General features: G+C 69.7%; 16 protein-coding genes. 11 read left to right on the forward strand and 5 right to left on the reverse strand.

The features are described from left to right. Nucleotides 1–36: 36 nt before the first annotated feature. The 3 genes from recO to ACWGIU_RS12435 are packed head-to-tail and all read left to right on the forward strand — an operon-like array spanning nt 37 to nt 2,205. The gene (recO, locus tag ACWGIU_RS12425) at nt 37–783 is read left to right on the forward strand and encodes a DNA repair protein RecO (protein WP_453704991.1); all 747 of its coding nucleotides are present in this window, start codon (nt 37–39) and stop codon (nt 781–783) included. Between the two features lie 11 nt (nt 784–794). After that, the gene (locus ACWGIU_RS12430) at nt 795–1,613 is read left to right on the forward strand and encodes an isoprenyl transferase (protein WP_453704993.1); all 819 of its coding nucleotides are present in this window, start codon (nt 795–797) and stop codon (nt 1,611–1,613) included. A 22-nt stretch (nt 1,614–1,635) separates the two neighbouring features. Next, complete coding sequence (locus tag ACWGIU_RS12435; protein WP_453704994.1) at nt 1,636–2,205, forward strand: YcxB family protein; 570 nt, start codon at nt 1,636–1,638, stop codon at nt 2,203–2,205. 62 nt (nt 2,206–2,267) lie between these two features. Here ACWGIU_RS12435 and ACWGIU_RS12440 read toward each other — a convergent pair whose 3' ends face one another. The 5 genes from ACWGIU_RS12440 to ACWGIU_RS12460 all read right to left on the reverse strand — a co-directional run bounded on the left by ACWGIU_RS12440 (nt 2,268) and on the right by ACWGIU_RS12460 (nt 6,871). Then, complete coding sequence (locus ACWGIU_RS12440) at nt 2,268–2,702, reverse strand: Fur family transcriptional regulator (RefSeq protein WP_453704996.1); 435 nt, start codon at nt 2,700–2,702, stop codon at nt 2,268–2,270. A gap of 268 nt (nt 2,703–2,970) precedes the next feature. Continuing rightward, entirely contained in the window at nt 2,971–3,939 is a 969-nt protein-coding gene (locus ACWGIU_RS12445; RefSeq protein ID WP_453705009.1) for a COX15/CtaA family protein, read from the reverse strand. Nucleotides 3,940–3,964: 25 nt separating this feature from the next. Then, nucleotides 3,965–5,098, reverse strand: coding sequence for a hypothetical protein (locus ACWGIU_RS12450; protein WP_453704998.1), 1,134 nt, complete (start codon nt 5,096–5,098; stop codon nt 3,965–3,967). 67 nt (nt 5,099–5,165) lie between these two features. After that, nucleotides 5,166–5,948, reverse strand: a complete 783-nt coding sequence (locus tag ACWGIU_RS12455; RefSeq protein ID WP_453705000.1) for an ABC transporter permease — start codon at nt 5,946–5,948, stop codon at nt 5,166–5,168. Then, nucleotides 5,945–6,871, reverse strand: a complete 927-nt coding sequence (locus tag ACWGIU_RS12460) for an ABC transporter ATP-binding protein (protein WP_453705002.1) — start codon at nt 6,869–6,871, stop codon at nt 5,945–5,947. The genes ACWGIU_RS12455 and ACWGIU_RS12460 overlap by 4 nt, the downstream gene beginning before the upstream one ends. Before the next feature lie 379 nt (nt 6,872–7,250). Between ACWGIU_RS12460 and ACWGIU_RS12465 the strand changes: the two genes are divergently transcribed. The 8 genes from ACWGIU_RS12465 (at nt 7,251) to ACWGIU_RS12500 (ending at nt 13,850) form a co-directional block, all read left to right on the forward strand. Beyond that, a complete protein-coding gene (locus tag ACWGIU_RS12465; RefSeq protein ID WP_453705004.1) occupies nt 7,251–8,012 on the forward strand; it encodes a helix-turn-helix transcriptional regulator in 762 nt (253 codons plus the stop codon). Continuing rightward, complete coding sequence (sufB, locus tag ACWGIU_RS12470) at nt 8,009–9,424, forward strand: Fe-S cluster assembly protein SufB (RefSeq protein ID WP_030762516.1); 1,416 nt, start codon at nt 8,009–8,011, stop codon at nt 9,422–9,424. Before ACWGIU_RS12465 ends, sufB begins: the two co-directional genes overlap by 4 nt. 80 nt (nt 9,425–9,504) lie before the next feature. After that, nucleotides 9,505–10,683, forward strand: coding sequence for a Fe-S cluster assembly protein SufD (gene sufD / locus ACWGIU_RS12475; protein WP_453705006.1), 1,179 nt, complete (start codon nt 9,505–9,507; stop codon nt 10,681–10,683). After that, entirely contained in the window at nt 10,683–11,000 is a 318-nt protein-coding gene (locus ACWGIU_RS12480; protein ID WP_030388907.1) for a bifunctional 3-phenylpropionate/cinnamic acid dioxygenase ferredoxin subunit, read from the forward strand. Before sufD ends, ACWGIU_RS12480 begins: the two co-directional genes overlap by 1 nt. 7 nt (nt 11,001–11,007) lie before the next feature. After that, nucleotides 11,008–11,772: a Fe-S cluster assembly ATPase SufC gene (sufC, locus tag ACWGIU_RS12485; protein ID WP_351291360.1), complete on the forward strand. Its 765-nt coding sequence runs from the start codon at nt 11,008–11,010 to the stop codon at nt 11,770–11,772. Continuing rightward, the gene (locus ACWGIU_RS12490) at nt 11,769–13,025 is read left to right on the forward strand and encodes a cysteine desulfurase (protein WP_030009137.1); all 1,257 of its coding nucleotides are present in this window, start codon (nt 11,769–11,771) and stop codon (nt 13,023–13,025) included. Before sufC ends, ACWGIU_RS12490 begins: the two co-directional genes overlap by 4 nt. 22 nt (nt 13,026–13,047) lie before the next feature. Beyond that, complete coding sequence (sufU, locus tag ACWGIU_RS12495; protein WP_030027090.1) at nt 13,048–13,509, forward strand: Fe-S cluster assembly sulfur transfer protein SufU; 462 nt, start codon at nt 13,048–13,050, stop codon at nt 13,507–13,509. Continuing rightward, nucleotides 13,506–13,850 carry a metal-sulfur cluster assembly factor gene (locus ACWGIU_RS12500; protein ID WP_073913993.1) on the forward strand — a complete coding sequence of 115 codons (345 nt, stop codon included), beginning with the start codon at nt 13,506–13,508 and terminating at the stop codon, nt 13,848–13,850. Before sufU ends, ACWGIU_RS12500 begins: the two co-directional genes overlap by 4 nt. Nucleotides 13,851–13,856: the final 6 nt, after the last annotated feature.

A 13,856-nucleotide genomic window follows, 5' to 3' on the forward strand; every position in this document is an offset into this window, starting at 1 on the left:
CACTCCTGTAGTATACCCGTACGGGACAATGGGCGCATGAGTCTGTTCCGCGACGACGGCATCGTGCTGCGCACCCAGAAGCTGGGTGAGGCGGACCGCATCATCACGCTGCTGACCCGCGGCCACGGCCGGGTGCGGGCCGTCGCCCGCGGGGTCCGGCGTACGAAGTCCAAGTTCGGTGCCCGGCTGGAACCTTTCTCCCACGCCGACGTGCAGTTCTTCTCCCGCGGCAGCGAACTGATCGGCCGCAGCCTGCCGCTCTGCACCCAGACCGAGATCATCGCCCCGTACGGCAACGGCATCGTCATCGACTACGCCCGCTACACCGCCGGCACCGCCATGCTGGAGACCGCCGAGCGGTTCACCGAGAACGAGGGCGAGCCCGCCGTGCAGCAGTACCTGCTGCTCGTCGGCGCCCTGCGCACCCTCTCGCGCGGCGAGCACGAGCCCCACCTCATCCTCGACGCCTTCCTGCTGCGCTCCCTCGCCGTCAACGGCTACGCGCCCAGCTTCGGGGACTGCGCGAAGTGCGGCATCCACGGGCCCAACCGGCACTTCTCCGTCGCCGCCGGCGGGGTCATATGCGGGGACTGCCGGGTGCCCGGCAGCGTCGTACCCTCGTCTGAGGCCATCGCCCTGCTCAGCGCCCTGCTGACGGGCGACTGGGGGCATGCCGACGCGTGCGAGGCGCGTCACGTGCGGGAGGGCAGCGGGCTGGTCTCCGCCTATTTGCACTGGCATCTGGAGCGCGGGCTACGCTCCCTGCGATACGTCGAGAAATAGGAGCTGGACACATGGCACGACGCGGGATTCTGGGGCGCTCTCGCCGCGAGTACAAGGTTCCCGAGCCGCACCCGTCCGGTGAGCGCCCGCCGAAGATCCCCGGCGAGCTGGTCCCGAATCACGTCGCGGTCGTCATGGACGGCAACGGCCGCTGGGCCAAGGAGCGCGGCCTGCCGCGTACCGAGGGCCACAAGGTCGGCGAGGGCGTCGTGCTCGACGTGCTCAAGGGCTGCCTGGAGATGGGCGTCAAGAACCTCTCCCTCTACGCCTTCTCGACGGAGAACTGGAAGCGCTCGCCCGACGAGGTCCGCTTCCTGATGAACTTCAACCGCGATGTCATCCGGCGCCGCCGTGACGAGATGAACGAGCTGGGCATCCGCATCCGCTGGGTCGGTCGTATGCCGAAGATGTGGAAGTCGGTCGTCCAGGAGCTGCAGGTCGCGCAGGAGCAGACCGTCGACAACGACGCCATGACCCTGTACTTCTGCGTCAACTACGGCGGCCGCGCGGAGATCGCGGACGCGGCGCAGGCCATCGCCCGCGATGTCGCGGCGGGCCGGCTGGACCCCTCGAAGGTCAACGAGAAGACCCTCGCGAAGTACATGTACTACCCGGACATGCCGGACGTGGACCTCTTCCTGCGCCCGAGCGGCGAGCAGCGCACCTCCAACTACCTGCTCTGGCAGAGCGCGTACGCCGAGATGGTCTTCCAGGACGTGCTGTGGCCGGACTTCGACCGCCGCAACCTCTGGGCGGCCTGCCTGGAGTACGCCCAGCGCGACCGCCGCTTCGGCGGCGCCGTCCCGAACCAGCCCGAGGGCTCGGCCTGATACGCCGCTAGGATCCCCGCCCATGGACGACATGGGCGGGGACCGGCTGTACCGGATACACGAGCCGGCGTCGGGAGGGCATGCGGTCGAGCTCCGCTACACGCCGACCGTCGCCGACATGGCGGAGGGCCTGCGGGCCCGCGGCCGGTCGAAGGCGGGCCGCGGCCAGCGTCTGCCGTTCTTCCTCGTCGGTCTGGTGGGACCCGGGTACGCCGCGGTGCTCGTCGCGCAGGACGGCGGCCCGGGCGGGTCCGCCGCGGCGATGACGGCGGTGGGCCTCTTCGGCTGGGCGTTCGTGCTGTTCGGCCACCGGTTCATGGCCCTGTCGACCCGCCGGCTGCTGGCGGCGGCGGGGGAGTGCCGGACGGTCGTCGACGGCGAGGGCGTCACCGTCGACTCCGCGCAGGGATCCACCCACCTGTGCTGGAGCGCGCTGGCGGGCTACGTGGAGACCCCCGCGACCTTCATGGTCTTCACCGGCGACAAGCGGGTCGTCGGCGGGGCGCTGCTCCCCAAGCGGGGCCTCGCGGACCCCGGGGAGCAGGACGTGCTGCGTGCGCTCCTGGACGGGAAGCTGGAGCGGATCCAGTGATGTGACCGGGGGCGGCCTGTGACCGGGGGCGGCCTGCGGCCGGCACCCCGGGGACGGCTCCCTTACGGCTGGGCGGTCGCCGCGCAGTCCGCGCAGGTGCCGAAGATCTCCACGGTGTGGGCCACGTTCACGTAGCCGTGCTCGGCCGCGATGGACTCCGCCCACTTCTCCACGGCCGGGCCCTCCACCTCGACGGCCTTGCCGCACTTGCGGCAGACCAGGTGATGGTGGTGGTCACCGGTGGAGCAGCGACGGTAGACGGACTCGCCGTCGCCGGTGCGCAGCACGTCGACCTCGCCGGCGTCCGCGAGGGACTGCAGGGTGCGGTAGACGGTGGTCAGGCCCACGGAGTCGCCACGGTGCTTGAGCATGTCGTGGAGCTCCTGGGCACTGCGGAACTCGTCCACCTCGTCCAGCGCCGCCGCGACCGCGGCGCGCTGCCGGGTGGATCGTCCTCGTACTGGCGCGGTATTCATCTCGCCAGGCGCAGTCGCCACCGGTTCCTCCTCGTATAGGCCTGCGGCTCATTGTGCCAGGCCGCCAGTCCGTCTCTTTCGGATCGTGCCGGGCGTCGCGGGCCCGGCAGTATCCGAAAAGAGACTGCCTAGTGCTGTGGCCGGGAGGGTTTGCCGGGTTGCGGCGTCCGGTGTGGTGCATCGCAAGGCGGAGGGCCGCGGCTCGTACTGGACGTACTTGCGCGGTCCGACAACGCGGCGAGGTGCCGTGCCGGGCGTCGCGACCCGGTGAACCTTTCCGGTCACAGCACTAGGCGGCGGAGAGCTGCGGGTCGCTCTGGGCCGGGATCTCCGCCTGCTCGGACGGCCGCTCGCGCAGGCTCAGTGCGATCCGGACCACGGCGATCCACACCAGGCAGGAGCCGAGCATGTGGGCGGCGACCAGGGCCTCGGGGACCTGGGTGGCGTACTGCACGTAGCCGATCGCACCCTGGGCGAGCAGCACGATCAGCAGGTCGCGGGCGCGGGCCCGGGTGTCCGCGGGAGCGTCCACGACGCGCAGGACCAGCCACATCGCGATGCCGAGGGCGCACACCACCCAGGCGGCGACGGCGTGCACGTGGGCGGTGGTGTCCCAGTCGAAGGGCATCCGCTCGATCTCGCTGCTGTCGCCGGCGTGCGGACCGGAACCGGTCACGGCGGTGCCCGCCGCGATCAGGACGAGGGTGGTCGCGAGCAGCGCCCACGACAGCTTGCGCACCGGGCCGGGCACGCGCGGTCGGGGGGCGCCGTCGCCCTCGCGGGTGCGCTGCCAGGTGACCGTCGTCACGGTGATCAGGGCGGTGGCGAGGAGGAAGTGCCCGGCCACGCTGTACGGGTTGAGTCCGGTGAGGACGGTGATCCCGCCGAGGACGGCGTTGGCCATCACGATCGCGAACTGGACCCAGCCGAGCTTCGTCAGGGAGTGCCGCCAGGGCTTGGCCGAGCGGGCGGCGATGATGGCCCAGCCGACGGCCGCGCTGAGCACGTAGGTCAGCATGCGGTTGCCGAATTCGATGGCGCCGTGGAAGCCCTGCTCCTGCGTCACGATCAGGCTGTCGTCGGTGCACTTGGGCCAGGTGTCGCAGCCGAGGCCGGATCCGGTCAGCCGTACCGCGCCGCCGGTGACGACGATGATCACGCTCATGACGAGCGCGGCGAGTGCGGCCCGCTGGACGGTCCGGGGTGACGGGGTCCAGCGGCTGGCGATGTGGGCGAGGGGGTTCGACACGCCCCATATCGTAGGCGACCACTTGTGCAAAGTTTCACGAGGGGGTGGCGAGGGGTGCGTCCGGCCCGATGACCAGCCGGTACCTCGCGCCGGCGGGGTCGCCCTCCTCGTGCCACCACAGGAGGATGCGCCAATGGGCGCCCTCGCCCGGGTAGTCCGCCGAGTCGACGAACCCGCGCAGCAGTTCGCCCGCTACATCCTCTGCCGTCCGGTTCCTTACTTCTGTCGTGCTGTGCCAGGGATGTTCCAGTACGTTCCACAGTCCGTCAGGTCCGCGCACCTCGAAGCGCCACACCGCCAGCCAGGGGGTGACCTCCAGCATCGTGCGTACCTGTTCGGCGTCGAGACCCAGTCCGGCCGCGATCCCCGGCTCCGCCACCCCCTGGATACGGGCGGCCACCACGGCTTGGGGCAGCAGCCGTTCGGGCAGCAGCCCCTGCGTGCGCAGGCTGACCAGCGAGCCGAAGGTCAGGAAGCGCAGCCGCAGGTCCAGCTGGCGGCCGATGTGGTCGAGGGCCTCCTCGGCCTCCGCCGACTCCTCCGCGGCCGGATCCGCGAGCAGCAGCTGCCGGAAGTCGGACTCGGCGGCGACGGCCCAGGCCACGGCCTCCTCGGCGAACCCCAGCTCGGCGAGGCGGTCCCCGAGGAACACCTTGGCCTGGGCCAGGCCCCGCCGGTTGACCGGATCCCGCTGGTCCAGTCCCGCCCAGACCTCCACCGCGGTACGGGTCAGATCGCGGGCGCGCTCACCGGCCGCCCGCTCCATGGCGCTCGGCCCCGCGCCGGCGGCCGGGCCCAACGGGTGCTTCGGCAGCCGGGCCCCGTCGCTGAGCGGCCAGGACAGCCAGACCCCGTGGTTGATCAGACCGCGGGCGTACCAGCGGGCGAACTCGGGGGAGTGCCCGGCCGCCCGCTCGGAGCTGTGCAACCCCTCCTCGATCGTGGCGAGGGCGCCGGCGCGGTCCCCCGCGGCGAACCGCAGGGCCGCCCGGTCGGCCAGGCGCAGCCCGAGGAGCGCGGTGCACCGCGGGTCGTCCGTGAACGGGCGCAGGGCGCCGATCAGCTCGTCGAGGAGCCGAGCGCGCTCCGCCGGCTCCGAGTGGTCCGCCCCCGACCGCACCCGCGCCCATTGGTCGTCCAGCCGTAGAACGGCGTCCCGCTGCACCATGTCCGCCCCCCGGCTTCATGTGTGAGGGGCCCATCCTCGCCGCATCGCCGCCAGGAGGGGAGGGATTTCATTCCCAGCGGAAGAGCCGCGCGGCGGCGCCCAGACCGACTACGGCCCAGCCCGCCAGCACGGCCGCGTCGCCCCACGGGAGCGAGGCCCCGTGCTGGAGCACCTCGCGCAGCCCGTCGGACAGGGCCGAGATGGGCAGCAGCCCCAGTACCGACCGCACGGCGTCCGGGAACTTCTCCAGCGGCACGATCACCCCGCCGCCGACCAGCAGCAGCAGGAAGACCAGGTTGGCGGCGGCCAGGGTCATCTCGGCCTTGAGGGTGCCGGCCATCAGCAGCCCGAGGCCGGAGAAGGCGGCGGTGCCCAGCAGGATCAGTGCGGCCACCGACAGCGGGTCGCCCTGCGGGGACCAGCCCAGCGCGAGGGCGATCACCGTCAGCAGGGCGATCTGCAGCACCTCGGTGACCAGCACCGACAAGGTCTTGGCGGCCATCAGGGCCCAGCGCGGCAGCGGGGAGGCCCCCAGCCGCTTGAGGACCCCGTAGCGGCGGTCGAAGCCGGTGGCGATGGCCTGGCCGGTGAAGGCGGTGGACATCACGGCGAGGGCGAGGACCCCCGGCGCGAGGAAGTCGACGGACTTCCCGCTGCCCCCCTCTCGAACGGGCACGGTCACGATGTCGACCGCGGAGAACAGGGTCAGCAGCAGCGCCGGGATGATCACGGTCAGCAGCAGCTGCTCGCCGTTGCGCAGCAGCATCCGGGTCTCCAGCGCCGTCTGGGCGAGGATCATGCGGGACACGGGCGCTGCCCCCGGGCGGGGGGTGAACGTACCGGCGCTCATGCGCGCAGCTCCTTACCGGTCAGTTCCAGGAAGACGTCTTCGAGGGTGTGCCGCTCCACCGTGAGGCTGCTCGGCATCACGCCGTGCTGCGCGCACCAGGAGGCGACGGTGGCCAGCAGCTGCGGGTGGACGTCGCCCGTGACCCGGTAGGCGCCCGGGGTGAGCTCGGCCGCCTCGGTGCCGTCGGGCAGCGCCTTCAGCAGGGAGGCGAGGTCGAGGGAGGGCCGGCCGGTGAAGCGCAGGGTGTTCTCGGCGCCGCCCCGGCACAGCTGCTCGGGGCTGCCGTGGACGACCACCCGGCCCGCGTCCACGATGGCGACCTCGTCGGCGAGCTGCTCGGCCTCGTCCATGTGGTGGGTGGTGAGGACGACGGTGACCCCGTCGGTGCGCAGCTCCCGTACGAGGTCCCAGGTCGCGCGGCGGGCCTGGGGGTCCAGGCCGGCGGTGGGCTCGTCGAGGAAGACCAGCTCGGGGCGGCCCACCACGGCCATGGCCAGGGCCAGGCGCTGCTGCTGACCGCCGGAGAGCCGGCGGTAGGGGGTGCGGCCGCAGCCGCCGAGCCCGAGGCGTTCCACCAGGGTGCCGACGTCGAGCGGGTCGGCGTACAGCTTGGCCATGTGGCGGAGCATCTCGACGGCGCGGGCTCCGGAGTAGACGCCTCCGGACTGCAGCATCACGCCGATCCGGGGGCGCAGGGCCTCGGCCCGGGCGACCGGGTCGACGCCGAGGACGCGGACGGTGCCGGCGTCGGGGCGGCGGTAGCCCTCGCAGGTCTCCACCGTGGTCGTCTTACCCGCGCCGTTGGGACCGAGGACCGCGGTGACGGAACCGCTCCGGACGGTGAGGTCCAGGCCGTTCACGGCGGTTCTGGTGCCGTACCGCTTCACCAGTCCGCGGATCTCCACGGCGGGGTCGTTGCTCATGAGGGGTGAGTCTACGGAGCCCGGGGAGGGGGCGTGGGCGCCGGGGTCATGGCCTCTCCGGCTCCGGTTCCGCCCCGGAGAATCGGACGCCGCGTCGCGAGATGCGGCTCTTTTCAGTCGGTCGGTCCTGTAAGTGCCGGCATGTTTCAGTGATCTTTTCCGGCAGTCGGCCTTCCCGCTGCCCGGAAACCGCTGCGGGCGCAGATGTGCTGGTGGGAGCGATGTGCGGGCTCATCGGGGGCGTCGGGAAAGGTAGCGGAACTTTCCCCTCCGGATAACTCTCCGTCGATAAATAAGGTAACCCTTAGTGATGGAGGCCACCAGGGGTGGCGTCCGTCACGGCTTGTCGCCGCCCGGTTAATTACGCAACAATGGCGTTGTGAAATACGGCGAACGGCAGATCGACACCCCTCAGGGGGAGCTCGGCACCGGGGAGCGGTCAACCCGCAACCGCGTGGCGCGCTCCATCCTGGACCACGGGCCGTCCACCGTCGCCGACCTCGCCCAGCGCCTCGGCCTCACCCAGGCCGCCGTCCGCCGCCACCTCGACACGCTCGTCACCGACGACGTGGTCGAACCCCGTGAGCAGCGTGTGTACGGTGCGCGCACCCGGGGTCGGCCCGCCAAGGTCTTCGCGCTCACCGACTGCGGCCGCGACGCCTTCGACCAGTCCTACGACACGCTCGCCGCGGACGCCCTGCGCTGGATCGCGCAGTCGGTCGGCGGCGGGGAGAAGGGCGAGGTGGCCGTCGCCGCCTTCGCCAGGTCGCGGATGGAGGCGCAGGCGCGGGCCTACAAGGAGGCCGTCGAGGCCGCCGCCCCGCAGGAGCGCGCGGAGGCCCTTGCCAAGGCGTTGACCGTCGACGGGTACGCTGCTACGGCGAAGAGCGCTCCCGGTCCGCACAGCGGTGAACAGCTCTGCCAGCACCACTGCCCGGTCGCCCACGTCGCCGAGCAGTTCCCGCAGCTCTGCGAGGCGGAGACCGAGGTCTTCTCCCGCCTGCTCGGGACCCATGTGCAGCGCCTCGCCACGATCGCCCACGGCGACGGAGTGTGCACGACGTTCATTCCGCGTAGCGCGAGCACCACACAGACCGACACATCAGTATCTGCAAGTACGGCCGGGAGGAACCCCGCATGACCACGGAGATCGCTCACCCTGAGCTCGATGGCCTGGGCACCTACGAATACGGCTGGGCCGACTCCGACGCGGCCGGCGCCGCTGCCAAGCGGGGTCTGTCCGAGGATGTCGTCCGTGACATCTCGGCGAAGAAGTCCGAGCCGGAGTGGATGCTCAAGCTCCGCCTCAAGGGCCTGAAGCTGTTCGACAAGAAGCCCATGCCGAACTGGGGTTCCGACCTCTCGGGCATCGACTTCGACAACATCAAGTACTTCGTGCGTTCCACCGAGAAGCAGGCCGCTTCGTGGGAGGACCTGCCCGAGGACATCAAGAACACGTACGACAAGCTCGGCATCCCGGAGGCGGAGAAGCAGCGCCTCGTCGCCGGTGTCGCGGCCCAGTACGAGTCCGAGGTCGTCTACCACCAGATCCGCGAGGACCTGGAGGAGCAGGGCGTCATCTTCCTCGACACGGACACCGCGCTCAAGGAGCACCCGGAGCTCTTCCAGGAGTACTTCGGCACGGTCATCCCGGTCGGCGACAACAAGTTCGCGTCGCTGAACACCGCGGTGTGGTCCGGCGGCTCCTTCATCTACGTCCCCAAGGGCGTGAAGGTCGACATCCCGCTCCAGGCCTACTTCCGTATCAACACGGAGAACATGGGCCAGTTCGAGCGGACGCTGATCATCGTCGACGAGGACGCCTACGTCCACTACGTCGAGGGCTGCACCGCCCCGATCTACTCCTCGGACTCGCTGCACAGCGCCGTGGTCGAGATCATCGTCAAGAAGGGCGGCCGCTGCCGCTACACGACGATCCAGAACTGGTCGAACAACGTCTACAACCTGGTCACCAAGCGCGCCGTGGCGTACGAGGGCGCGACCATGGAGTGGATCGACGGCAACATCGGTTCCAAGGTCACCATGAAGTACCCGGCCGTCTACCTGATGGGCGAGCACGCCAAGGGCGAGACCCTGTCCATCGCCTTCGCGGGCGAGGGCCAGCACCAGGACGCCGGCTCCAAGATGGTCCACATGGCGCCGAACACCTCCTCGAACATCGTCTCCAAGTCGGTGGCCCGAGGCGGCGGCCGTACCTCCTACCGAGGCCTGGTCGAGATCGGCGAGGGCGCCCACGGCTCGAAGTCCAACGTGCTGTGCGACGCGCTCCTGGTCGACACCATCTCCCGCTCGGACACGTACCCCTACGTGGACGTGCGCGAGGACGACGTCTCCATGGGCCACGAGGCCACGGTCTCCAAGGTCTCCGACGACCAGCTCTTCTACCTGATGAGCCGCGGTATGACGGAGTTCGAGGCCATGGCCATGATCGTGCGCGGCTTCGTCGAGCCCATCGCGCGCGAGCTGCCCATGGAGTACGCACTGGAGCTGAACCGGCTGATCGAGCTGCAGATGGAGGGATCGGTCGGCTGACCGCCGGCCGGGCGGCATCCCCGCCGCACATCCTTTGACGTAGGCAGTGTTCTTTAAAGAGAGTGAGCAAGACGACAGCCATGGCTGAGGCTCAGAACATTCCGGCGGGTTCGACCACCGCCGGCGCGATCGCGGTGGCCGCCGAGTCCACCGTCGCCACCCGGATGAGTGCGCCCCCGTCCTTCGACGTGGCGGACTTCCCGGTTCCGAACGGCCGCGAGGAGGAGTGGCGCTTCACGCCGCTCGCCCGCCTCAAGGGCCTGCACGACGGCACCGCGGTCGCCAACGGCACCATGAAGGCCCAGATCGACGCTCCCGAGGGCGTCACGGTCGAGTCGGTGGAGCGCGGAGACGCGCGCATCGGCAAGGCCGGCACCCCGGTGGACCGGATCGCCGCCCAGGCGTTCTCGGCCTTCGCCAAGGCCACGGTCGTCACCGTGCCCAAGGAGACGGTCCTGACCGAGCCGGTGCGCGTGACGCTGCACGGCGAGGGCGGCACCACCTTCGGCCACACCGTCTTCGACGTGCAGGCCTTCGCCGAGGCCGTCATCGTCATCGACCACACCGGTGACGGCGTGCGCGCCGCCAACGTCGACTTCCTGGTCGGCGACGGCGCCAAGCTCACCGTCGTGTCCGTGCAGGACTGGGACGACACCGCCGTCCACTGCTCCCAGCACAACACCCTGGTCGGCCGCGACGCGACCTTCAAGTCGATCGTGGTCACCTTCGGCGGCGACGTCGTCCGCATCCACCCGCGGATCAGCTACGCCGGCCCCGGTGGCGAGGCGGAGCTCCTCGGCCTGTACTTCACGGACGCCGGCCAGCACCAGGAGCACCGCCTCCTGGTCACGCACGACGCCCCGCACTGCAAGTCGCACGTGGTCTACAAGGGCGCGCTCCAGGGCCAGGACGCCCACGCGGTCTGGATCGGTGACGTGCTCATCGAGAAGACCGCCGAGGGCACCGACACCTACGAGATGAACCGCAACCTCGTCCTCACGGACGGCGCGCGGGTCGACTCCGTGCCGAACCTGGAGATCGAGACCGGCGAGATCGTCGGCGCCGGCCACGCCTCCGCGACCGGCCGCTTCGACGACGAGCAGCTCTTCTACCTGCAGGCCCGTGGCATCCCGGCCGACGAGGCCCGCCGCCTGGTCGTCCGCGGCTTCTTCGCGGAGCTCGTTCAGCAGATCGGTGTCGACGACATCGAGGAGCGTCTGCTCACCAAGATCGAGACCGAGCTCCAGGGTTCCGTCTGATGAATTACGTCAAGGCCTGCGCGCTCAGCGAGCTGGAGGAGGACACCCCGAAGCGGGTGGAACTCGACGGCACGCCGGTGTCCATCGTCTCCACCGAGGGGGAGGTGTTCGCGATCAACGACATCTGCTCGCACGCGAACGTCTCGCTCTCGGAGGGCGAGGTCGAAGACTGCATGATCGAGTGCTGGCTGCACGGGTCGGCGTTCGACCTGCGCACCGGCAAGCCCTCGGGCCTGCCCGCGACGCGCCCCGTACCCGTATACCCCGTAAAGATCGAAGGGGACGACGTGCTCGTCTCTCTCACCCAGGAGTCCTGAGGTATCCATGGCAACGCTTGAAATCCACGACCTGCACGTCTCCGTCGAGGCCGAGAACGGCGCCCGCGAGATCCTCAAGGGCGTCGACCTCACCGTCAAGCAGGGTGAGACGCACGCCATCATGGGTCCGAACGGCTCCGGCAAGTCCACCCTGGCGTACTCGCTCGCCGGTCACCCGAAGTACACCATCACCGGTGGCACCGTGACCCTCGACGGCGAGGACGTCCTGGAGATGTCCGTCGACGAGCGCGCCCGCGCCGGCGTCTTCCTCGCGATGCAGTACCCGGTCGAGGTCCCCGGTGTCTCGGTCTCCAACTTCCTGCGCACCTCGGCCACCGCGATCCGCGGCGAGGCGCCGAAGCTGCGTACCTGGGTGAAGGAGGTCAAGTCCGCGATGGAGCAGCTCCACATGGACCCGGCCTTCGCCGAGCGCAACGTCAACGAGGGCTTCTCCGGCGGTGAGAAGAAGCGCCACGAGATCCTGCAGCTGGAGCTCCTCAAGCCGAAGATCGCGATCCTCGACGAGACCGACTCCGGCCTCGACGTCGACGCCCTGCGCATCGTCTCCGAGGGCGTCAACCGCGTCCGCGAGACCGGTGAGGTCGGCACCCTGCTGATCACGCACTACACGCGCATCCTGCGCTACATCAAGCCTGACTTCGTGCACGTGTTCGCGAACGGCCGTATCGCCGAGTCCGGTGGCGCCGAGCTCGCCGACCAGCTGGAGGCCGAGGGTTACGACAAGTACGTGAAGGGTGGCGCGACCGCGTGACACAGCTGCCTGGCCTCCTCGACATCGAGGCGATCCGCAAGGACTTCCCCCTGCTGGATCGTGTGGTCCACGACGGGAAGAAGATCGTTTACCTGGACAACGCTGCGACCTCGCAGAAGCCGCGCCAGGTGCTCGACGCGCTGAACGAGTACTACGAGCAGCACAACGCCAACGTCCACCGTGGCGTGCACGTGCTCGCCGAGGAGGCCACGGCGCTGTACGAGGGCGCTCGCGACAAGGTCGCCGCCTTCATCAACGCGCCGAGCCGCGACGAGGTGATCTTCACCAAGAACGCCTCGGAGTCGCTCAACCTGGTCGCGAACATGCTCGGCTGGGCGGACGAACCCTACCGGGTCGACCGCGAGACCGAGATCGCCATCACGGAGATGGAGCACCACTCCAACATCGTGCCGTGGCAGCTGCTCTCGCAGCGCACCGGCGCGAAGCTGAAGTGGTTCGGCCTCACCGACGACGGCCGGCTCGACCTGTCCAACATCGAAGAGGTCATCACGGAGAAGACGAAGATCGTCTCCTTCACGCTGGTCTCCAACATCATGGGCACGGTCAACCCGGTCGAGGCGATCGTCCGGCGCGCCCAGGACGTCGGCGCCCTCGTGCTGATCGACGCCTCCCAGGCCGCTCCGCACATGCCGCTGGACGTGCAGGCGCTCGGCGCCGACTTCGTGGCCTTCACCGGCCACAAGATGTGCGGCCCGACCGGCATCGGCGTCCTCTGGGGCCGCCAGGAGCTCCTGGAGGACCTGCCTCCGTTCCTCGGCGGCGGCGAGATGATCGAGACGGTGTCGATGCACGCCTCGACCTACGCCCCGGCGCCCCACAAGTTCGAGGCGGGTACGCCCCCGATCGCCCAGGCCGTCGGCCTCGGCGCGGCCGTGGACTACCTGACCGCGATCGGCATGGACAAGATCGCCGCACACGAGCACGCGATCACCGAGTACGCGATCAAGCGCCTCGCGGAGGTGCCCGACCTGCGGATCATCGGCCCCACCACGGCCGAGGACCGCGGCGCCGCGATCTCCTTCGTCCTGGGTGACATCCACCCGCACGACGTCGGTCAGGTACTGGACGAGCAGGGCATCGCGGTCCGCGTGGGACACCACTGCGCGCGCCCCGTCTGCCTGCGCTACGGAATTCCTGCGACGACGCGAGCGTCTTTCTACCTGTACTCCTCTCCGGCCGAGGTCGACGCGCTGATCGACGGGCTGGAGCACGTACGGAACTTCTTCGGCTGACGGACGAGGCGACGAGGACGCAGTGAAGCTGGATTCGATGTACCAGGAACTGATCCTGGACCACTACAAGCACCCGCACGGGCGTGGCCTGCGCGATGGCGACGCCGAGGTGCACCACGTCAACCCGACCTGCGGTGACGAGATCACGCTGCGCGTGAAGTACGACGGCGAGACGCTGACCGACGTCTCCTACGAGGGCCAGGGCTGCTCCATCAGCCAGGCCAGCGCGTCCGTACTGAACGAGCTGCTCGTGGGCAAGGAACTGGCCGAGGCGCAGAAGATCCAGGCAGTCTTCCTGGAGATGATGCAGTCCAAGGGCAAGATCGAGCCCGACGAGGCCATGGAGGAGGTGCTGGAGGACGCGGTCGCGTTCGTCGGCGTCTCCAAGTACCCGGCTCGTGTGAAGTGTGCTCTGCTGAGCTGGATGGCGTGGAAGGACGCGACGGCCCAGGCTCTGGGCGACGCGGAGAGGAAGACGGCATGACCGAGAACGCGACGCCCGAGGCGTCGATCAAGCCGGCCACCGAGGAAGAGGTCCGCGAGGCCCTCTACGACGTGGTCGACCCCGAGCTGGGCATCGACGTCGTCAACCTGGGCCTGATCTACGGCATCCACGTCGACGACGCGAACATCGCCACCCTCGACATGACCCTGACCTCGGCGGCCTGCCCGCTGACGGACGTCATCGAGGACCAGGCGAAGTCGGCGACGGACGGCATCGTCAGCGAACTTCGGATCAACTGGGTCTGGATGCCGCCGTGGGGTCCGGACAAGATCACGGACGACGGCCGCGAGCAGCTCCGCGCACTCGGCTTCAACGTCTGAGCGGTG

The organism is Streptomyces sp. NPDC054840, assembly GCF_053611065.1.

What these genes read in the sequence shown, in the direction of transcription:
- recO (WP_453704991.1), top strand. Translation starts at nt 37, where the DNA reads ATGAGTCTGTTCCGCGACGACGGCATCGTGCTGCGCACCCAGAAGCTG.
- ACWGIU_RS12430 (WP_453704993.1), top strand. Translation starts at nt 795, where the DNA reads ATGGCACGACGCGGGATTCTGGGGCGCTCTCGCCGCGAGTACAAGGTT.
- ACWGIU_RS12435 (WP_453704994.1), top strand. Translation starts at nt 1,636, where the DNA reads ATGGACGACATGGGCGGGGACCGGCTGTACCGGATACACGAGCCGGCG.
- ACWGIU_RS12450 (WP_453704998.1), bottom strand. Translation starts at nt 5,098, where the DNA reads ATGGTGCAGCGGGACGCCGTTCTACGGCTGGACGACCAATGGGCGCGG.
- ACWGIU_RS12455 (WP_453705000.1), bottom strand. Translation starts at nt 5,948, where the DNA reads ATGAGCGCCGGTACGTTCACCCCCCGCCCGGGGGCAGCGCCCGTGTCC.
- ACWGIU_RS12460 (WP_453705002.1), bottom strand. Translation starts at nt 6,871, where the DNA reads ATGAGCAACGACCCCGCCGTGGAGATCCGCGGACTGGTGAAGCGGTAC.
- sufB (WP_030762516.1), top strand. Translation starts at nt 8,009, where the DNA reads ATGACCACGGAGATCGCTCACCCTGAGCTCGATGGCCTGGGCACCTAC.
- sufD (WP_453705006.1), top strand. Translation starts at nt 9,505, where the DNA reads ATGGCTGAGGCTCAGAACATTCCGGCGGGTTCGACCACCGCCGGCGCG.
- ACWGIU_RS12480 (WP_030388907.1), top strand. Translation starts at nt 10,683, where the DNA reads ATGAATTACGTCAAGGCCTGCGCGCTCAGCGAGCTGGAGGAGGACACC.
- sufC (WP_351291360.1), top strand. Translation starts at nt 11,008, where the DNA reads ATGGCAACGCTTGAAATCCACGACCTGCACGTCTCCGTCGAGGCCGAG.
- ACWGIU_RS12500 (WP_073913993.1), top strand. Translation starts at nt 13,506, where the DNA reads ATGACCGAGAACGCGACGCCCGAGGCGTCGATCAAGCCGGCCACCGAG.